The sequence below is a fragment of the Hoeflea sp. BAL378 genome, from assembly GCF_000759435.1.
Taxonomy (GTDB): domain Bacteria; phylum Pseudomonadota; class Alphaproteobacteria; order Rhizobiales; family Rhizobiaceae; genus Hoeflea.
In genome coordinates this window covers 1-19535 of record NZ_JRJG01000093.1, presented here as the reverse complement: position 1 = coordinate 19535, position 19535 = coordinate 1, and the positions used below count along the sequence as shown (strand labels likewise).

Annotated in this window: 20 protein-coding genes and 2 pseudogenes; 11 read left to right on the top strand and 11 right to left on the bottom strand. The window is 66.1% G+C overall.

All coding sequences use genetic code 11. From position 1 onward, the window contains the following. The 8 genes from LL06_RS18325 to LL06_RS18290 all read left to right on the top strand — a co-directional run. Window positions 1–928 (top strand): SDR family oxidoreductase (locus LL06_RS18325; protein WP_035530136.1); only part of this gene is annotated, 928 nt, incomplete at its 5' end. Continuing rightward, the gene (locus LL06_RS18320; RefSeq protein ID WP_201772358.1) at window positions 925–1692 is read left to right on the top strand and encodes an SDR family NAD(P)-dependent oxidoreductase; all 768 of its coding nucleotides are present in this window, start codon (window positions 925–927) and stop codon (window positions 1690–1692) included. The genes LL06_RS18325 and LL06_RS18320, both read left to right, overlap by 4 nt. Before the next feature lie 176 nt (window positions 1693–1868). Further along, window positions 1869–2546, top strand: coding sequence for a CerR family C-terminal domain-containing protein (locus LL06_RS18315; RefSeq protein WP_035530134.1), 678 nt, complete (start codon window positions 1869–1871; stop codon window positions 2544–2546). Next, a complete protein-coding gene (locus LL06_RS18310; RefSeq protein ID WP_035530148.1) occupies window positions 2546–3499 on the top strand; it encodes an HlyD family efflux transporter periplasmic adaptor subunit in 954 nt (317 codons plus the stop codon). The genes LL06_RS18315 and LL06_RS18310 overlap by 1 nt, the downstream gene beginning before the upstream one ends. Beyond that, a complete protein-coding gene (locus LL06_RS18305; RefSeq protein WP_035530132.1) occupies window positions 3496–4413 on the top strand; it encodes an ABC transporter ATP-binding protein in 918 nt (305 codons plus the stop codon). Before LL06_RS18310 ends, LL06_RS18305 begins: the two co-directional genes overlap by 4 nt. Next, window positions 4410–5546, top strand: a complete 1137-nt coding sequence (locus LL06_RS18300; protein WP_035530129.1) for an ABC transporter permease — start codon at window positions 4410–4412, stop codon at window positions 5544–5546. Before LL06_RS18305 ends, LL06_RS18300 begins: the two co-directional genes overlap by 4 nt. A 411-nt stretch (window positions 5547–5957) precedes the next feature. Next, window positions 5958–6254: a hypothetical protein gene (locus tag LL06_RS18295; protein ID WP_035530127.1), complete on the top strand. Its 297-nt coding sequence runs from the start codon at window positions 5958–5960 to the stop codon at window positions 6252–6254. A 116-nt stretch (window positions 6255–6370) separates the two neighbouring features. Then, window positions 6371–6670 carry a hypothetical protein gene (locus LL06_RS18290; RefSeq protein ID WP_035530124.1) on the top strand — a complete coding sequence of 100 codons (300 nt, stop codon included), beginning with the start codon at window positions 6371–6373 and terminating at the stop codon, window positions 6668–6670. A gap of 14 nt (window positions 6671–6684) precedes the next feature. On the opposite strand, the gene LL06_RS18285 is transcribed toward LL06_RS18290, so the two are convergent. From LL06_RS18285 to LL06_RS18270, 4 genes are read right to left on the bottom strand one after another with little or no spacing between them, the layout of a single operon-like run. Next, window positions 6685–8376: a phosphoethanolamine--lipid A transferase gene (locus tag LL06_RS18285; protein WP_081964059.1), complete on the bottom strand. Its 1692-nt coding sequence runs from the start codon at window positions 8374–8376 to the stop codon at window positions 6685–6687. Window positions 8377–8428: 52 nt separating this feature from the next. Then, window positions 8429–9799 (bottom strand): HAMP domain-containing sensor histidine kinase, encoded by a 1371-nt coding sequence (locus LL06_RS18280; RefSeq protein ID WP_035530122.1) that lies wholly within the window; start codon window positions 9797–9799, stop codon window positions 8429–8431. Next, entirely contained in the window at window positions 9796–10467 is a 672-nt protein-coding gene (locus LL06_RS18275) for a response regulator transcription factor (protein ID WP_035530119.1), read from the bottom strand. The genes LL06_RS18280 and LL06_RS18275 overlap by 4 nt, the downstream gene beginning before the upstream one ends. Before the next feature lie 2 nt (window positions 10468–10469). After that, window positions 10470–10778 (bottom strand): PepSY domain-containing protein, encoded by a 309-nt coding sequence (locus LL06_RS18270; RefSeq protein ID WP_035530117.1) that lies wholly within the window; start codon window positions 10776–10778, stop codon window positions 10470–10472. Window positions 10779–10910: 132 nt separating this feature from the next. Between LL06_RS18270 and LL06_RS18265 the strand changes: the two genes are divergently transcribed. From LL06_RS18265 to LL06_RS18255, 3 genes are all read left to right on the top strand, one after another. Then, a complete protein-coding gene (locus tag LL06_RS18265; RefSeq protein ID WP_035530115.1) occupies window positions 10911–11186 on the top strand; it encodes a PepSY domain-containing protein in 276 nt (91 codons plus the stop codon). Continuing rightward, entirely contained in the window at window positions 11186–11767 is a 582-nt protein-coding gene (locus LL06_RS18260; protein WP_052161711.1) for a cytochrome b/b6 domain-containing protein, read from the top strand. Before LL06_RS18265 ends, LL06_RS18260 begins: the two co-directional genes overlap by 1 nt. A 284-nt stretch (window positions 11768–12051) precedes the next feature. After that, window positions 12052–13452, top strand: a complete 1401-nt coding sequence (locus tag LL06_RS18255; RefSeq protein WP_052161710.1) for a bifunctional enoyl-CoA hydratase/phosphate acetyltransferase — start codon at window positions 12052–12054, stop codon at window positions 13450–13452. A gap of 45 nt (window positions 13453–13497) precedes the next feature. Here LL06_RS18255 and LL06_RS26500 read toward each other — a convergent pair whose 3' ends face one another. From LL06_RS26500 to LL06_RS27710, 7 genes and pseudogenes are all read right to left on the bottom strand, one after another. Then, complete coding sequence (locus tag LL06_RS26500; RefSeq protein ID WP_052161709.1) at window positions 13498–14949, bottom strand: SH3 domain-containing protein; 1452 nt, start codon at window positions 14947–14949, stop codon at window positions 13498–13500. 102 nt (window positions 14950–15051) lie between these two features. Next, window positions 15052–15234: pseudogene (locus LL06_RS28435) on the bottom strand (DUF4236 domain-containing protein); the annotation flags it as partial. A gap of 100 nt (window positions 15235–15334) precedes the next feature. Next, window positions 15335–15862, bottom strand: coding sequence for a hypothetical protein (locus tag LL06_RS18245; protein ID WP_035530113.1), 528 nt, complete (start codon window positions 15860–15862; stop codon window positions 15335–15337). Further along, window positions 15859–16137, bottom strand: coding sequence for a DUF1778 domain-containing protein (locus tag LL06_RS18240; RefSeq protein WP_035530138.1), 279 nt, complete (start codon window positions 16135–16137; stop codon window positions 15859–15861). The genes LL06_RS18245 and LL06_RS18240 overlap by 4 nt, the downstream gene beginning before the upstream one ends. A gap of 145 nt (window positions 16138–16282) precedes the next feature. Beyond that, window positions 16283–17134 (bottom strand): universal stress protein, encoded by an 852-nt coding sequence (locus LL06_RS18235; RefSeq protein WP_035530112.1) that lies wholly within the window; start codon window positions 17132–17134, stop codon window positions 16283–16285. 92 nt (window positions 17135–17226) lie between these two features. Then, window positions 17227–18711, bottom strand: coding sequence for a SulP family inorganic anion transporter (locus LL06_RS18230; protein ID WP_035530110.1), 1485 nt, complete (start codon window positions 18709–18711; stop codon window positions 17227–17229). Window positions 18712–18924: 213 nt separating this feature from the next. Next, window positions 18925–19535 (bottom strand): annotated as a pseudogene (locus tag LL06_RS27710) (hypothetical protein); the annotation flags it as partial.

Below are 19535 nucleotides of genomic sequence, written 5' to 3'. Positions count from 1 at the left end.
CCTCGTCACCGGCGCCGCCGGCGCGGTCGCCCAGGTGCTGCTCGCCGAGCTGGCGGCAACCGGTTGCGACGTGCTCGCCACCGACGTGCGGGAGCCGGCGTCGCTGCCGCCGGGCATGCGCTACGAGAAGCTCGACGTGCGCGGTGGCGACGCGGCCCGCGTGGTGGCGGCGTTCAGGCCCGAAGTCATCATCCATCTGGCCTCGATCGTCTCGCCCTCGCGCACGATGACGCGGGAGTTCGCCCATGCGGTCGACGTGCAGGGCACACGCAATGTTCTCGGCGCGGCGGTGGCCCATGGCGTCAGGCGGCTGGTGGTCACGTCCTCGGGCGCGGCCTATGGCTATCATGCCGACAATCCGGTGCCGCTCAAAGAGAGCGACCCGGTGCGGGGCAACCCCGAATTTCCCTATTCCGACCACAAGCGCCAGGTTGAGGACATGCTGGCGCGGGCGCGCGCGGAGTCTCCGCAACTCGAGCAGGTGGTGCTCAGGGTCGGCACCGTGCTCGGAGCGGGGCTCGAGAACCAGATCACCGAGCTGTTCCACCGGCCGCGGCTGATCGCGGTCAGGGGATCGGACAGCCCGTTCGTGTTCATCTGGACCCGCGACCTGGCGCGCATCCTGGTCCGCGCGGCGGGCGAGGGGCCGGCCGGCATCTTCAATGTCTGCGGCGACGGCGCGCTGACCGTCGATGATCTCGCGAAAGCGCTGGGCAAGCCGGTGATGGCGCTGCCCGCCTGGGCGCTCAAGGCGGCGCTCGGCATCGCCCGGCCTCTGGGGCTCACGCGCTACGGGCCGGAGCAGGTGCGGTTCCTGCAATACCGGCCGGTGCTCGACAACACCGCGCTCAAGACCGTGTTCGGCTACCGGCCGGAACTGACCAGCGCCGAAACCTTCGATCTGTGGAAGAAGGCTGCAGGCCTGTGAGCGGCGTGGCGGTGATCACCGGCGGCGCAGGCGGCCTGGGCCAGGCTTTTGCCACGCGGCTTCTGGGGGAGGGCTGGCATGTGGTGCTTATCGACCTGCCGGCCGCGCTCAAGGCCCTGCCGTCGCCGCTGATGCGGGCCGAACGGATCGCCTGCGACCTCACCGATGACGCCGCCGTCGCCAGCCTGTGCGCTGATCTCACGACACGGCATCCGGCCATCGATCTGGTCATCCACAATGCCGGCGTCACCCAGATCGGGCTGTTCAACGAAACCACGCTCGCCTCGCAGAAGCGGGTGATGGAGATCAATCATTTCGGCTCGGTCAGGATGGCGGCTGGCCTGCTGGAGGCGGTCAGGGCGGGCAGGGGAACGCATCTGGCGATCTCCTCGGTGGCGGGCTTTTCGCCGCTCTACAAGCGCACCGCCTATGCCGCGAGCAAGCACGCGCTCAACGGCTTCTTCTCCTCGCTTGCCTCGGAAGAGGCCGGGCATGGCGTGCGGGTGGCGATCGCCGCGCCTTCCTTCGTCGCCACCAATCCGGGGCGGCTCGACGCCGGCGCGGACGGAATCGGCAGGCCGGGCGCGGCCTCGGACGGCTTCGACGAGATGAGCCCGGACCGCGCCGCCGAAATCATTCTCAAGGGCTGGCGCCGCGGCAGGAGCTTCATCCCGGTGGGGCGGGTGGCCACCCTTGGCTGGTTCATCTCACGGCTGTCTCCCCGGCTCTATGCACGGCTTATGATGCGCAACATCCGCCGCTAGGCGGGCCGGCGTTGCGGGGCCATCGCTGTTTTCCAGATTTCCAACCGGTCGTCCGCTCGCCGCGTGTGCGGCGCGGCTGGCTGACCGTCTCGACTGCCGCGTCATATAATCAATCGATTGATTAAATTCTTCTACCTGCTATGATGCCGCCAACATCAACAGGCGGACGCGCAGCTTTGGCCTTACCCCCATCCATCCCACAAGCTCCCGAGAAAGCCGGCGACCTGACCCGTGCGGCGCTGATATCGGCCGCGATCCGGCTGTTCGGCTCGAAGGGATACGACGCCACCTCGACCCGCGAGATCGCCGCGGCGGCGGGCGCCAACATCGCCTCCATCGCCTATCATTTCGGCGGCAAGGAAGGGCTGCGGCTCGCCTGCGCCGAGATGGTGGCGGGCCGCATCGAGGGCGTCGTCGGCCCGGTGCTCGCTTCGATGGATCCCGGTGGCGACCCGGCCCGCGCGCAGGAGGCGTTCGAACTGGTGATCATGGGCGTGACCGAATTCATGCTCGGCCAGGCCGAGGCGCGCGACATCGCCGGTTTCATGGTGCGGGAAATGGGCATTGCCGGCACGGTCTTCGACAAGGTCTATGCCGATTTCATCCTGCCCGTGCATCGCAAGCTTTGCCTGCTTCTGGGTCTGGCCACGGGCCAGGATCCGGAAAGCGACCTGATCCGCCTTGGCACCTTCAGCATCGCGGGTCAGGTCGTCTATTTCCGCATCGGTCACACCATCGTCGCCCGCCGCATGGAGTGGGAGACCGCCGGACCTGCGGAGATCGCGCGGATCAAGACGGTCATCCTGGGCAATATCCGCGCTTTCATCGCCACCAACCGGAGGCCTGCATCATGATGTCGCTGCTCTGTTCGATTCCCGTGCTTGCCGGGCTGTTTTCCGCGTGCGGCGGCCCAGCCCCGCTGGCGGTCGGCTATGTCGAGGGCGAGTATGTGCTGGTGGCGCCGATCGAGACCGCGCAGATCGTCGATCTCGCGGTCCGCCGCGGCGATCGTGTGGCCGCCCACCAGCCGCTGGGGCGGCTCGAGCGCCGCGACGCCGAGATCGCCGTGGCCCAGGCCGAGGCGGCCCTGGCGCAGGCCGAAAGCCAGCTCGCCAATCTCAAGCAGGGACGCCGGCCGGAGGAGATCGCCAGCATCGAGGCCGCGCTCGGCTCCGCCGAGGCCCAGGCGGCGGAGGCCAGAAGGGTGATGCAGCGGCAGAAGGACCTGCTGTCGCAGGGTATCTCCACGCAGGCGACCTTCGACGCCGCCTCCACCAGCGCGGAGCTGGCCCGGGCCAAGGTCGCCGAACTCGAAGCCAACCTGGCCGTGGCCAGGCTGCCCGCGCGCGCCGACGAGATCGGTGCGGCGCAGGCGGGTGTGGATCAGGCGCGCGCGGTTCTCGATTCGGCGGAATGGCGGCTTGCCAAACGGTCCCTGTCGATCCCGCAGGCGGGCGTCGTCTCCGACATCATCCGCAACGCCGGCGAGGTGGCAGGTCCCCAGGCGCCGGTGCTCTCGGTGCTGCCCGACGGCGCGATCAAGCTCAAGCTCTACGTGCCCGAACCGGCGCTGGCGTCGCTGAGCGTCGGCGCGCATCTCGCGGTGCATTGCGACGGATGCGGCGAGGGGATGCGCGCCACCGTGAGCTACATCTCGGCCGATCCGGAATTCACCCCGCCGGTGATCTACTCGCTCGAGAACCGGCAGAAGCTGGTCTATCTCATCGAGGCGCGGCCGGACGACGGCGCCTGGGCGCTGGCGCCGGGACAGATCGTCGATGTCGATCTTGCGGACAGCGGCCGATGAACGCCATCGAGGTCAGCGGGCTGGTCAAGCGGTTCGGCGACAAGACCGTGGTCGACCATGTGTCGATGCAGGTCGCCGAAGGCGAGATCTCCGGCTTTCTCGGCCCCAACGGCTCCGGCAAGACCACCACCATCCGGGTGATGTGCGGGCTGCTCACGCCGGACGGCGGCGAGGGGCGGGTGCTGGGGCACGACATCCGCACCGACGGGCTCAGGATCAAGCGTGAAGTCGGCTACATGACGCAGAAGTTCTCGTTCTACGAGGACCTGTCGATCGAGGAGAACCTCTATTTCGTCGCCCGTCTCTACGATCTCGCGCCCGTCGGCGCCGTGGTGCGCGACACGCTGGAGGATCTGGGGCTGTTCTCGCGCCGGAAGCAGCTCGCGGGCACCCTGTCGGGCGGCTGGAAACAGCGGCTGGCGCTGGCCGCCTGCATCATGCACAAGCCGAAACTTCTGCTGCTCGACGAGCCCACGGCGGGCGTCGACCCGAAGGCGCGGCGGGAGTTCTGGGACGAGATCCATCTGCGCGCCCGGTCCGGGCTCACGGTGCTCGTCTCCACCCACTACATGGACGAGGCGGAGCGCTGCCACCGCATCCACTATATCTCCTATGGCAAGCTCCTGGCCTCCGGCACCGTGCCGGAGGTGATCCGCGACGCGGCGCTGACCACCTTCATCCTCGACGGCGGCGACACCGCCGCGGCCGCACAGAAGCTGCTCGGCATGGACGGCGTCGACCAGGTGGCGCCGTTCGGGCTGAGCTTGCATGTGGTCGGCCACGACCGGGAGGCGCTGAAGCGGGCGGTGGAACAGGTGGCCGGGGAGACCGGCGTCCATTGCCGCGAGGGCTCCACCAGCCTCGAGGACGTGTTCATCCAGTTCATGGGCAAATCGACGGACAACATGGCATGAGCGCGCTGTTCTCGTTCCGCCGGCTGATGGCCATCATCATCAAGGAAGGCATCCAGATGCGGCGCGACCGCATCACCTTCGCGATGATGCTGGGCGTGCCGCTGATGCAGCTCGTGCTGTTCGGCTTCGCCATCAACAACGATCCCAAGGGCCTGCCGGCGGCGCTGGTGACCGCCAGCCAGGACCATTACACCCGCGCCATGGTCTCGGCGATGGAGAACACCGGCTATTACCGCTTCGACCATGTGGTGGCGAGCGCGGAGGAGGCGAACCGGCTGATCCAGTCGGGCGCGGTCTCCTTCGTGGTGACGATTCCCTCCGATTTCGCCCGGCGCGTCGAGCGCGGCGACCATCCGCAGATCCTGATCGAGGCCGACGCCACCGATCCCTCGGTGGCCTCGGGCGCGATCTCGACGCTCGGCACCGTGGCGGCGCAGGCGCTGCTGCGCGAGCAATCGGCCGAGGCGCTGGCAGCAAGGCAATCGACCGCCGCGCTCGAGGTCGTGGTGCACCGGCTCTACAATCCCGAGGGCGTGACCCAGTACAACATCGTGCCGGGCCTGCTCGGCGTCATCCTGCAGCTCACCATGGTGATGATGACCTCGATGGCGCTGACGCGGGAGACCGAACGCGGCACCATGGAGAACCTGCTCGCCATGCCCGTGAGCCCGCTCGAGATCATGCTCGGCAAGGTGCTGCCGTTCCTGGTGGTGGGCGGGGTGCAGGTGGTGGTGGTGCTGGCGGCGGCGAAATTCCTGTTCGGCGTGCCGTTCGTGGGCTCGCTCACGCTGCTGCTCGCGAGCATTCTCGTGTTCGTGCTGGCGCTGGTGCTGCTCGGCTACGCCTTCTCGACGCTGGCGCGGACGCAGATGCAGGCGATGCAGCTCACCTTCTTCTTCTTCCTGCCGTCGCTCCTGCTGTCGGGATTCATGTTCCCCTACCGGGGCATGCCCGGATGGGCGCAGGCGCTGGGCGAGATCTTTCCGCTCACGCATTTCCTGAGGATCATCCGCGCGGTCATGCTCAAGGGCGCAGACCTCGAGGGCGTGGCCTCGCCGCTCGCGGCGCTGCTGATCTTCGTGGTGGCCTTCATGCTGCTGGCGCTGGCGCGGTTCCGCCGCACGCTCGACTGAGCCGGCTCGGATGGAGCACGGCAAGCCACCGATCCGCTTCGCCGCGCAGCGGATTCGTGACTGGTTTCGATGCCTCGGCCGAAAAATCCTGCGCCGGATGAACGATTAGGCATTCGATTTGTGAACGCTGCAGATACCATGGTGTGCACAGTCGGCTAAGCATCCAAACTTAGCCCAAGTTATTGCGATCCCGTAAGTCATTGAAAATCATGAATATAGCGGATCGGTAAGAATCCGCTACGCGGATTTCAAGGGAAAGTTTCAGCACGCGTTCTCACAAAAGTGTGGTTGGCAATTGAAGATTCGGGGGCCCATCTGTTGGTCATCGGACACGGTGATCAGCGCCTCCCAGCGCCCCGCCGCCCCGCTCAGGATTTGAACACGAAACAACACCAAGACGGAGATTACACCATGAACAAGCTTCTTATCGCCCTCGGCCTGACCCTCGCTGCCTCCACCGGCGCCTTCGCCGACTCGACCGCGCTCGACGCCGTTACCTTGCCTGCGTCCACCGGCTATGCCGCACCGCTCGCCACCGGAACCTCCAACGATCTGGTCAGCTACGACCGCGCCGGCATGGACGGTTCGCCGAGCTTCGCCGCACCGACCGCCGGCATCGACTACACGTCGACCGCCTCGATCGGCGTCTCCAACGACCGGGTTGTCTATGACCGCGCCGACAAGGACGGTTCGCCGAGCTACCGCTAGGCAACCCGACGGCTTCACCGGAGCGGGCTTATGGTCCGCCCCGGGACGCCAACCGAATTCAAGACCCCCCGCGTGATCCTCCCAAGACATGACGCGAAACCCAAAGGACTAATTCCATGAACAAGCTTCTTATCGCCCTCGGCCTGACCCTCGCTGCCTCCACCGGCGCCTTTGCCGACTCGACCGCGCTCGACGCCTACACCGTGCCGTCGGCCACCGGCTATGTCGGTGCGACCGCCACCGGCACGTCGAACGACCTGGTCAGCTACGACCGCGCCGGCAAGGATGGCTCGCCCACCTTCGCCGAACCGGTGGGCGGCATCGACTACACGCCGACCGCATCGATCAACGGCGCGTCCAACGACCGCGTGATCTATGACCGCGCCGACAAGGACGGTTCGCCGACCTACCGCTAGTCGGCCAGGGCCATTCAATTGGCCGCAGCATCAAGGGCGCCGGGATTTCCCGGCGCCTTTTTTTGTGCGTCGGGGACGAAGCTGCTCATCACCACCTGTTTCCGGCACTCGGCCGTGACGTCAAGCGCCGGCTTGTAATGGGCGGCCTCGATGTCCATCAGCCCCAGCACCGTGTGAAACAGATTGTCCTGGGACACGTCCGCATCGGCTTGGGCTTTCAGGCATGCGGAGGTCACGCCGAAAATGCTGGAGTAGCTCTCCGACACCCACACCAGGAACGGCACATGGGTCTGTTCGCTGGGGGCGAACAGATAGGGCATGCCATGCAGATAGAGGCCCTTCTCGCCCAGTGATTCGCCGTGGTCCGACATGTAGACCAGCGAGGCCGCGAGGCGGTCTGAGCGGGCGGCGAGCATGTCGATGATCTGCGCCAGCATGTGGTCGGTGGCGACAATGGTGTTGTCATAGGCGTTGACGATTTCCTCGCTTGTGCAGGCGGCGAATTCCTCGGTGCGGCAGTCGGGCTTGAACAGCCGCTCTGCCTCGGAATAGCGCTGGTAATAGGCGGGGCCGTGGCTTCCCAACTGGTGCAGCACCAGCGTGGCGTTGCCCTTCACCCCGTCGAGCCAGGGGCCGAGCGCATCGACCAGGACCTGGTCGTGACACTCCGAGTTCACACAGTAGCGCGGATCGTTCTCCGCCGAGAAATTGCGCATCCTGACCCGGCTCGCCACCGACTTGTCGCCGGTGTTGTTTTCCCACCAGGACACGTCGACGCCGGCATGGGAGAGCACATCGAGAAGGTTCTCCTGCGCCAGTCCCGCCTCGCGGCTGTAGTTCGAGCGGCCGAGCAGCGAGAACATGCAGGGAATGGAAACCTCGGTGGCGGTGCCGCAGGAGGATGTGTTGCGGAAATAGACGACGTCGCGCTTCTCGAGCTCGGGATTGGTCTTGCGCCGGTAGCCGCCAAGGGAGAAATCCTGGGCGCGGGCGGTTTCGCCGGCGACGATGATGGTCACGACCGGCTTTCCGGCATGGCTCGCCAGCGCGCCGGGCCTGGCTTCCGGGTCGAGCGGCATGGTGACGATGGTCGTTTCCCTGCCCTTGCGGATCACATATTTGACCAGGCTGATGGCCGGCGAGACCGGATTGAGCGTCTTGATGACGATGCGGTTGTTGCGCATGGTCGAGGCGATCGCCGGGTACTGCCAGAAAGCCATCCCCAGCGCGAGCAGGAGCAGCGGCATGATGACGGCGAGGTTCCACTTCACCTTGGCGCCGAAGGTCCGGTGGCGGATCCGCACAAGGGCGATCGCCAGCGCGGGCAGCGCCGCAAACAGCAGCATGTGGCGGAAAAATGCCGGCGTCATCAGGTGCCCGGCCTCCGCGGGCGTCGTCTGCACCGCATTGCCGATCATGTCGGTGTCGATGATGACGCCGAACTTTGTCATGAACCAGGACGAAGCGGCGGCGGCGGCAATGGCCAGGATGAAGATGGGCTTGATGATGTATTTCACGCTCACGGAGATGCAGAGCGCGGTCAGCAGCGCGGAGATGCCGATCGAGAAGGCGATCAGGGCCGTCCGGTGGTCGCCAAAGGCGATGCCGGTCTTGCTCCAGAACTCCGAGTTGAGGACGAGGATGATCCAGGCGGAGACAAGGAGGCTTAAGGTGACGCTGCCGACAGCGGGCCGGGAGAGTTTCATGGGGATGTCCTGGTAAGTTCGGGGGTGTCTTGGGTTGCGCTTCCGGGCGGCGTCAGCCGGACGGGGAAGCGAGGGGAATGGTGATCCGGGCTTCGAGGCCGCCCAGCGGCGAGGGGATGAGATCGATCTGGCCGCCGAAGGAATCGACGATGTCGCCCGAGATCGCCAGGCCGAGGCCGGCGCCGAGTTCGGACTGGTCCAGTCGCTCGCCGGGCCGCGCGGCGCTGGTGAGGCCGGCCGGGTCGAGGCCGGGACCGTCGTCGCCGATGCGGATCAGGATCGCGCCGGGCGTCGGTTCGGTGCTGACGCTGACGCGGCTGCGGGCGAAGCGGACCGCGTTCTCGGCGAGATTGCCGATGAGTTCGTTGAGATCGTCGGGATCGATGGGAACCGTGACCTGCGCGGCGATGTCGCACTGGAAATCGAGGTTCTCGCCCGCCGGGGTGCGCTTGAGCGCCCTGAGGATGCCGTCCACGACAGGCCTCAGCGGCGTCCGGTCGTGGCTGCGGCCATGGCGCAGCCGGGCGCGGGCGAGTTCGCGCTGGATGTGCCGGCGCATCCGCTGGGTCAGCTCGGCGATGTCGTCGGCGATCTCGGCGTCGCCCTTGGCGCGCAGCCGCTCGATGTCGGCGGCCAGCGCGGTCAGCGGGGTCTTGAGCCCGTGGGCGAGATTGGCGGCGCGGTCGCGCGCCCGTTTGATGGCCTGCTCCTGCGCATCGAGGAGGGCGTTGACCTCCTCGACCAGCGGCGCCACTTCCCGCGGCACACCTTCCGATTCGAGCCGCCGGCTGTCTCCGGTGCGGATGGCGCTGACGCCGGCGAGAACGCGATGCACCGGCTTCAGGCCCTCGCCGATCTGCAGCAGGAAGCCGGCGAGCAGCACCGCGCCAAGGATCGCCAGCACCGGCGCCAGGTCCTTCGAGAAGCCGGCGGCGAGTGCGGTGATCTCGGCGCGGTCGATGGCGACGGCGATGCGCAGGCGGTGATCGCCGTCCGGCGCCGTGAGCAGCGCCACGATCTCGTGGAGCAGCAGGCTCGAGCCCTGCGGTCCGGCGATGTCGTGGACATGGGTTTCGCCCGGCTGCGGCCGGTCGTCCGGGGCGACCAGGCCGGTGTCCCAAAGCGAGCGCGACTTGAGCTGCGTGCCGGCGGTCTCGTCGTTGACCTGCCAGTAGAGCCCGCCGAAGATCGCCTGGAATCTCGGATCCACGGGCTCGCGGTCGAGCGACAGCACCGAGGCTTCGTCCAGGCGCAGGCCGCCGGTGAGCTGGTTGAGATGGGTGTCGAGCTCCTGGCCGACGAGACGCTCGAGATGGCGCGAAAACAGCGCCGAGAGGCTGAATCCAGTCACCAGAAGCGCCGCCGCCACCACGATGGCGGCATAGGCGAACAGCCGGAAGCGCAGGGAGCGGGCGGGCCTCATGACGAGGGGACCGCATCGTCGACGACATAGCCGAAGCCGCGGCGGGTGTTGATCAGCGCGATCGGCAGCTTGCGCCTGACGCGGCCGACCAGCACCTCGACGGCGTTGGATTCGCGCTCGAAATGGACGGATTGCAGGTGCTCGGAGAGTTCCTGCTGCGGCACCACGCGGCCCTTGTTGAGCATCAGATAGGCGACAAGCCGGTATTCCTGGGGCGACAGGGTGACCGGGACGCCGCGGATGCTGAGCCGCATCTGCCTTGTGTCGAGTTCGGCCTCGCCGACGGTGACCACCGGATTGGCGAGGCCGCCGGAGCGGCGGATGATGGCGCGCAGCCGCGCCACCAGTTCCTCCATGCGGAACGGCTTGGGGAGGTAATCGTCGGCGCCGGCGTCGATGCCCTCGACCCGCTCGGTCCAGGCGCCGCGGGCGGTCAGCACCAGCACCGGAAAGACGCGTCCGTCGGCCCGCCAGCGCTTGAGCACCGTCAGGCCGTCCATGCCCGGCAGGCCGAGATCGAGGATCGCCGCCGCATAGGACTCGGTGTCGCCCAGGAACCAGGCCTCCTCGCCATTGGTCTGGCTGTCGACGACATAGCCCGCGGCGGTGAGCGCGGTGGCGACATCCTTGCGGATCCGGTCGTCGTCTTCTGCGAGGAGGATGCGCATGCTCAATCTTCGTCTTCGAGCCTGAGGATGTCGGCGGTGCGGGCGTCGATCTCGTATTCCATGCGGCGGCCGTCGGGCGTGAGCACATAGATCTCGTAGATCGGCCTGCGCCGGGAATATTCGAACTCGATCTCGAGGATGCGGCCCTCGATCCGCGGGCCGACCTTCTTGAGGATCTCCGACAGGTGCAGGACCTCGCCGCGCGCGAGGGCTTCGTCGAGCCGGGCGCGGTCGTGATGGTCGTCCTTCCGGTCCGCCCAGGCGGGGGGGATGGCGGCGAGCAGCAGCAGGATCAGCAGGGAGCGTTTCATGGCGGCATCATGCCGGGTCAAAAATGACAAAACGGTGACAGGCCTGCTCAGCGGCTTGTCATCCAGGCTCTGCGAAAAGAGCGGGGTCGATGGCCGATGGCCTCGGCCGCACATTTTCAAAGGAGACACACCATGAAGACAATGCTGATCGCCGCCGCGCTTGCGGCCCTCGTCGCGCCCGCCACGGCCTTTGCGAGCAGCTCATCCTGCCCCGACCTGCCGCGCGACCAGTGGATGAGCGATGCCCAGATTACCGAGAAGGCCAAGGGCCTGGGCTACGAGGTGCGTTCCATCAAGGCCGAGGACGGCTGCCTGGAAGCCTATGCGATCGACGCCAAGGGCAAGCGCGTCGAGGTCTATTTCCATCCCGGCACCGGCGAGGTGCTGAGGGTGAAGGACGGCGGCTGATGGAGATCGCCAAGACCATGACGCAAACCGGCGAGCGTGCGTCGCCGGCGACCGTCCGGGTGTGGGACCCGCTGGTCAGGATCTTCCACTGGTCGCTCGCGGGCCTGTTCGCCTTCGCCTTTCTCACCGGCGACGAGTGGCAGCAGCCGCATGAGCTGGCGGGCTATGTGATCGCCGGGCTGATCGCGGTGCGGCTGCTCTGGGGCTTTGTCGGATCGCGGCATGCGCGGTTTGCGGATTTTCTCTACGGGCCCTCCACCGTGGCGGGGTTCTTGGCCGACACGCTGCGGATGAAGGCGCGGCGCTATCTCGGCCACAATCCGGCCGGCGGGCTGATGGTGATCGCGCTGCTGCTCGCCATCTCGGCGATCTCGCTCACCGGCTGGATGATGACGCTCGACGCCTATTGGGGCATGGAATGGGTCGAGGAGCTGCACGAGGCCACGGCCTATGCGGCGCTGGGCCTGATCGGCCTGCACCTGGGCGGCGTCATCCTCGCGAGCCTCGAGCATGGCGAGAACCTCGCCCGGGCGATGATCACCGGCAGCAAGCGCGCCCCCGGTCCCGACGACATAGCCTGAGCGTCCCTTCCGCCCGGACGCCTGAGGCTGACCTGCCAGTTCCTCCGTGCTGGCAGGTCTTTTTTTGCTTTGCTGTGCCGTCGGCGATGGGCAGGGGACGGGCTGCGGCCAATTCCCGCAGCCCGCGGCGCGACAGGGACGCTTGTCCGCGCTTCCGGCTTGTATCTGGCGGTGCGCTGGGGCAAGTTCGCTGCAGTGCGGCGAACCGCGGCCATGCGCCGGTCGGTCAGCCGCCGCGACCGGGCGGGCAGGGCCGCGCGGCGGGACATTTTTCGGGGATTTTTATGGATCTGATAGAGAATCGCACCGTGGACGAGATCGCCGTCGGCGAGCACGCCCATATCGAACGGGTGCTCACACGGCAGGACATGATCCTGTTCGCGACCGTCTCGGCCGACGTCAATCCGGCCGCGGTCGGCGATGTCGAGGAGGACGGGCTCGAGCTGCAGCAGGGCATCGCCCACGGCATGTGGGCGGGCACGCTGATCTCGGCGGTGCTGGCCACAAGGCTGCCCGGCCCGGGCACCGTGCATCTGGGACAGACGCTGAAATTCCATCGCCCGGTGGCCATCGGCGACCGCATCACCGTGCGCGTCACCGTGACCGCGGTCGACCGCGACAGCGGCCATGTCCGGCTCGATTGCGCCTGCCTCAACGCCGAGGGAGAGACGGTGGTCTCGGGCACGGCCGAGGTGAAGGCCTCGCGCAAGAAGATCCGCCAGCATGTGGCGCGCATGCCGGTGACGCGGCTGACGGCGGTGGGCGTGCGCTTCGGCGCGCTGGTGGAGCGGGCCCGCGCGCTCGACCCGCTGGTCACCGCCATCGTCCACCCCTGCGACGATCTCAGCCTCGGCGGCGCGATCGCCGCGCGCGACGAGGGCATGATCGTGCCGCTGCTGGTCGGGCCCAGGGCCAAGATCGAGGCGGCGGCCGAAGAGGCCGGGATCGACCTCACCGGGCTCGAGATCGTCGACGCGCCGCACAGCCATGCGGCGGCCGAGACGGCGGTCAAGCTGGTGCATGACGGCCGCGCCGGCGCCCTGATGAAGGGCAAGCTGCACACAGACGAGCTGCTCGAAGCCGTGCTCGACCGGACCAACGGGCTCCGCACCGAGCGGCGGCTCACCCATGTCTTCGCGCTCGACGTGCCGGGCCAGAACCGCACCCTGTTCGTGACCGACGCGGCGATCAACATCTCGCCCGATCTCGAGGCGCTGAAGGACATCGTCCAGAACGCCATCGACCTCGCCATCGCGGTCGGCGTCAAAACCCCGCTGGTGGCGCTGCTCTCGGCGGTGGAGACCGTGACCGGCAAATTGCCCTCGACGCTGCTCGCCGCCGCCATCTGCAAGATGCACGATCGCGGCCAGATCGTGGGCGGCAAGGTCGACGGCCCGCTCGCCTTCGACAACGCCATCTCGCCCGCGGCGGTGGCCGCCAAGGGCATCGTCTCCGATGTCGCGGGCTATGCCGACATTCTCGTGACCCCCAATCTCGAAAGCGGCAACATGATCGCCAAGCAGCTCATCCACCTCGCCGGCGCCTCGTCCGCCGGCATCGCGCTCGGCGCCCGCGTGCCGATCATGCTGACCAGCCGCTCCGACACCGTGGACGCCAGGATCGTCTCGGCGGCGCTGGCCAAGGTGTTTTATCACTGGCGGACGCAGCGGGTGGCGGGGGAGTAGGGGGGGATCGCTGCTTAGACGTGGGTGGAGCTGTTCCGGGACTATTCATTTTTTAAGAAACTCGCTGGAAATCCAACCCGTTTTGCCCGCACCAACCTCGACATGGCTCCAGTTGCCGTTTTGGCCGAGAATCTTTACCGAAGCACCTTCGCGAACTGTCATTAGTATCCGGTTCTTCGTGCTTGGACCTTCGCGAAGGTTAACGGCCGTTCGAGCATAACGCTTGGTCTCTGAAGCCAATGTGCCTTTGCCCTCTGTTGAGGCGTCTAACGGGCTGGTTTCGTTGATTAAGGGGGCCGCGCCTGTCGGTGGCGCTGATGCATCTGTTAGGTCTGTGCCCTTCGATTCTGGCGGCGACACTGAAGCGTGCTGGGAAGGTAAAGTGGCGGACGGGATCAACTGCTCAGATGCGTTAGGTGCAATTTCAGTCGCAGCGGGAGGTTTCATAGCAACCGCCGAATTTCGGTCCTCCTTTACCGCCGGCGTATCTTTCTCTACGGCAGGTTGGGGAAGAAGTGCTCCAAGTACAGGCAATCCGACAACTATCGCAAGCACGATGTACATAAACGTCCGAAGCGGTCTGCGTTTTGCAGGTGCGCGAGGCTCCCTAGGGACGGTAACAGGCTCGACTTGATGCCCGGAAGTTAGCGAGCGGACGGACTGTGCTTTGGGAAGGCCGGCGAGACGGTTGCAGCCGTCAGCAAAAACCGAGGCATTGCCTGTCTGCGAGAATTCCACGAGTTCGTTGATGCCGTTCTTGCTCTGAAAGTGGATGGATTCATAAAGGCAGATCGGAATTTGCCTGTTGTCCCGGAAGCGCTTGTCCGGGCCACCGCTTTTATTGGGATGCTTCCAGGTGTGGTCGACTACGCGAGCATCGCTTGGCACCCGGCCATCTTCGATGAAGTACGAATCCTGCCAGCGGAGCGTGAGTTCGCCGTATGGCACAGCGCCAAATTTTGCTCCGTCCTGAATGAGTACGATATCCGGCATGAAGAATAATGTCTGTTTGCCTACACCAAGCGCAGGCGGCGTGACGTTACTCTTGATGACGGACGGCAATAGATAGGAGAGGTTTGTCGCGTTCTTCTTAACGAGGTGCGAAGCGCCTGCGTTGCGCTTCCAAGCCGTCAAATTGGTAACGGCGCCACCCGCCTCAATGTGCCACTTGCCAGCGCAACTTAGAAGTGAATCGAAACCTTGGATCAAACGCTTGTAGGCTTCCTCAGCATCGCCTTCGAGGTCGTAATAAAGTACAGTACTGCGGCGATATGAATCGAGCCACCTCCCAATTACGAAGCCGGGAAAAGCAAGCAATATCAGTATGAGGCCGACACTGCCTGATGCAAAACCGGCCACTGATCCAATAATTATCCCGGTCCAGCAGAACATGGCGGACATGCGCAATTGGCCGCTTTTCTGATTGATCTCATCGAGTAGCTCGCCAAAGCTTTCATCGCGCATCTGGATGACGTCGCCGGATTCGATTTCGATCATCGCAATCCCGGTAGGGTCGTAAGTCTCAGCCGGAATTTCTTGAGTTCTTTCTGCCACAGCCAAAGGCGTTCCAGCTCGCCTTATGGAGGATCTGTAGTAAAGGCCACCAACGCCTGCATGAATGTAGTGCCCTCTCGGGCCAGTCCCTATTCGCAGCCCGCGAACGCCTACGGAGACCCCAGCGCCCGATTTCGAAAAATTGAAGCGAAACGGTCCTGCGGACACCGATTTGCGAATATAGAAAGGCAAAGCTCGTACCCCTCCAAGACAGACAATTGAAATCACATCTGGGGATAAGCTTACAGTTGAAATTCGCAGTCGTTAAGTCAGAAGATTACAGGTCAGTTGGACCATGGGCGGCAACTATCTCGACGTTGAGACTTCCCTACAGCAACCCCTTGTCCCGCAACCCCGGCGCAAAGGTTGCCAGCGGCATGACGAGGGTCAGGGGCTTGTCGCGCAGCGGTTCCGCGCCGTAGGAGGCGTACGAGGTGGCGGCGCGGGCGTGTTTTGCGTCGATCACCAGGAGAATGCCGCCGCCTTCGCCGGCGAGCCTGAGGCAGCGCAGGGCGGCGGCGGCCAGCAGTTGGCCTCCGAGCCCTTGCCCCGCCACGCTCCGGTCCGTCGCTAGACGGGCGAGCCGGAAGCCCGGCACGTCGTGGCGCGCGAGGCCCCGGGTCATCGAGGCGGGCACCGTTTCATGGGCCACGGAGGCGGGCGCTATGGTGTAGAAGCCGAGGATGCGGCCGGGCGTTCCATCGTCGATGGCGCAGAAGGTCTTGGCCGCGTTCTGTTCGTGGCCCTGCCGCGCAAAGCGCTGCAGGAAGACGTTCATTTCGGCATCGCCACAGTCGAAGGAGGCGCGATTATGGGATTTGCGGATTGCTTCCTCATGCCAGGGCGGAAGGCTCACAGGGTGTCGGGCAGCGCCGCGATGGCGGCGCGGAGCTTCGCGTTGGGCTTCGGCGGGTTTTCCAGCAGGGCGAGAATGCGCAGATGGTCCTGCTCCGACACCTTGAGGGCTTCCGCTTCGGCGATCACCGCTTCCGCTTCCCTGAGCGCCGATTGCGTGACGAAACTGGTGAGGTCGGTGTTGCGCAACAGGGCCGCCCGCAGCAGCTTCGACTTGGTGGCTGCCGCGATGCGCAGGCTCATGCGTTCGTTGTCTTCGACGGCTGCTCTTGGCATGGACGCCTCCATTCGGCTTGTCCCAAATGTAGCAAAAGGGGCGTCTCAGGTCAATTGTGCGCCTTCAAGGCGTACAGCATGTGCAATGGCAACAGGCAGACCAGAACCAAGCCATACGAGAGCAGTAATGCCGGGGGCACCCCCATCACCGCATCAGCACCACCGGCGCCTTGCAGGATCTGAGCATGTCCGAGGTGGTCGAGCCCAGCACGAAGCTGCGGATGCGGGAGTGGCCGTAGGCGCCCATGGCGACGAGGCAGGCGCCGTTTTGCGCGACGCGCTGGCCGAGGACGGCCTCGGGCTCGCCGGGGAGGATGGTGGTCTGCACGCTCAGGCCGGCGGCGTCGAGGAGGGTGCGGGCGTTGGCTTGCGCCTTTTCCGTCTCGGCGGTGTTCTGGCCGACGGTGACGAGGTCGATGGCGAGCCCCGCAAACAGCGGGCTGCGGGCGATGTGGTCGACCAGGCGCAGGCTCGAGGCGCCGCCGTCAAAGGCGATGATGACGCTGTCGATCGGCCGGAAGGCGCGGGAGGCGACGAAGACCGGCTTGTGGCTCGCGCGGATGAGGCGTTCGAGATGGGCGCCGAGCCTGAGGCTCTCGACATCGGCTTCCTCGCCGCGCTTGCCGATCATGATCATGCTGGCGGGGCCTTCCTGCGCGATGACGGTCTCGACGAAGTCGCCCTGGCGCAGATGCGCGCCGACGACGGTCTGGCCGGCGGCCTCGATGATGGCGCGGGCGTCGTCGAGGATGGCGCGGCCCTTCTGTTGCAGCAGCTTCGAGCGCTGCTCGTCGAGCGTCGCCAACTGCTCGAGCAGGGCGGTGCGGGCGCCGAGCGCGATCGTGCCCGACAGGTCGGCGTTGCGCGCCGAGGGCCGGTCGAGCACATGCAAGAGCTCGACGCCGGCCTGCATCCGCACTGCCGCCCAGGCGGCATGGTCGCAGACGCTCTTGGCGTAGGCCGAGCCGTCGACAAGGGCCAGGAGTGTGCCGGTCATGCTGTGTCCTCCCACGGAGCGCGCGCCGATATGGCGGGCAAGGTCGTCTTGCGTTTGGCCAGGGTATCCGCGCCGGGCAGGGACGCGACCCCCTAGTGTGACATCACCTTGTCCATCGCGCCCGGCTTGTCGTGCAAGGCGAGCCGGTCGACGATGGTTTCGGAGGCTTCGTTCATGCCGATGATCTCGACTTCGGCGCCGTCGCGGCGGAATTTCAGCACCGCCATGTCGAGCGCGGCGACGCTGGAAATGTCCCAGATATGGGCGCGGGAGACGTCGATGACGACATTCTCCAGCACCTCGCGGAAATCGAAGGCCGCCATGAAATCCTCGACGGAAGCGAAGAACAGCTGGCCCTCGACGATGTAGGTGCGGGTGCGGCCGTCCGCCGACAGGGTGGAGCGGACGCCGAAGAGCTGGGCGATCTTCCAGGCGAAGAACAGGCCCGAGAGCAGCACGCCGACCAGCACGCCGATGGCGAGATTGTGGGTGAAGACGACGAAGGCCACCGTCGCCAGCATCACCACCGAGGAGGAGCGCGGATGGGTGCGCAGGTTCTTGAGCGAGGACCAGGAGAAGGTGCCGATCGAGACCATGATCATGATCGCCACCAGGGCCGCCATCGGGATTTGCGCCACCCAGTCGCCGAGCACGACGATGAAGAACAGCAGCATGGTCCCCGCCACGAAGGTCGACAGCCGGCCGCGGCCGCCGGACTTCACGTTGATGATCGACTGGCCGATCATGGCGCAGCCGGCCATGCCGCCGATGAAGCCGGTGGCCGTGTTGGCCACGCCCTGGCCGATGCATTCCATGGTGCGGCTCGACGACGTATCGGTGAGATCGTCGACGATCGTCTGCGTCATCAGCGATTCGAGCAGGCCGACGGCGGCCACCGCCACCGAATAGGGCAGGATGATCCACAGTGTCTCAAGCGTGAGCGGGATCTGCGGCAGCAGGAACACCGGAAGCGTGTCGGGCAGCGCCCCCATGTCGCCCACGGTGCGGATGTCGAAGCCGAAGGCCAGGCTGATCGCGGTCAGCACGACGATGGTGACGAGCGGCGAAGGGATGGCCGTGGTGATGAGCGGGAACAGGTAGATGATCGCAAGGCCCGCCGCGACCATCACATAGGTGAGGCCCGGTACGCCGATCAGTTCGGGCAGTTGCGCCATGAAGATCAGGATCGCCAGCGCATTGACGAAGCCGGTCATCACCGATTTGGAGACGAAGCGCATGACATAGCCGAGCCGGGCAACGCCCGCGGCGATCTGGATCAGGCCGGCGAGCACGGTGGCGGCGAGCAGGTATTCGAGCCCGTGCTCCTTGACGAGGGTGACCATGAGCACGGCGGTCGCGGCGGTGGCGGCCGAGATCATGCCCGGCCTGCCGCCGACGATGGCGGTGATCACGGCGATCGAGAAGGAAGCGTAGAGCCCGACCTTGGGATCGACGCCGGCGATGATCGAAAAGGCGATTGCCTCCGGGATCAGGGCAAGCGCCACGACGAGGCCGGACAGGATATCGCCGCGGATATTGCCGGTCCATTGCGCGGAATAGCTGTTGAACGAGATCATGACGGCTTCCTGTCCGGCGAGACGGTGGATCTTCGGGCGAAGCCTCCAGGGGCGGGCCGCCCATCGGGGCCTGCGCTGCGGCGGGGGCGATCTTCGGCGAGGCTGACCCGTGCGCGGATCAACCGGACTGCGGCCTCGATACCGGCATAGGCCCGGCCTGCCAAGCAAAACCTGTTCGCAATCGCAATAAAACCCGGTCGCGCGTGTCGGCGATCAGGGTTGAAGCTCGTGGATCGTCACCGAGGGGCAGACCGTGCGCGCGATCTCGCAGAGGTGGCGGTGGTGGGTGAGATAGATCACCTGGCCGGCGCGGGCCATGCCGGCAAACAGCCCGAAGGTTTCCTCGGCGCGGAAATCGTCGAAGGTCTCCATGATGTCGTCGGCGATGAACGGCACCGGCGGCCTGGTCTCGGCGAATTCGTGGAAGCCCGCGACGCGGAGCGCCAGATAGAGCTGGAAGCGGGCGCCCTTGGACATTTCCGCCGCCTGTTTGGAGGAGCCGTCCTGCTGGATGGCGATCAGCGTCTCGCGGCCCTTGTCGGGCTGGGAGGCGAGGCCGGTGTAGCGGCCGCGGCTGATGGTGCGTACGGCGTCGGAGGCGCGCGCCATCATCGAGGAGCGGTGGCGCTCGCGGTAGAGCGTCAGCGCCTGCTCCATGGCAAGGATGCCGGCCGACAGCCTGAGATAGCGCGCGGCGCCGTCTGCGATGGCGAGGAGGGTGGTCTGGCGGCGCTGCTCGATCACCGCCACGGCGTCGTCGCCGCCGACGGCGGCGAGTTCCGCCGCCGCGCGGGTGCGCTGGGCGTGCAGCTCCTGCACGTCGG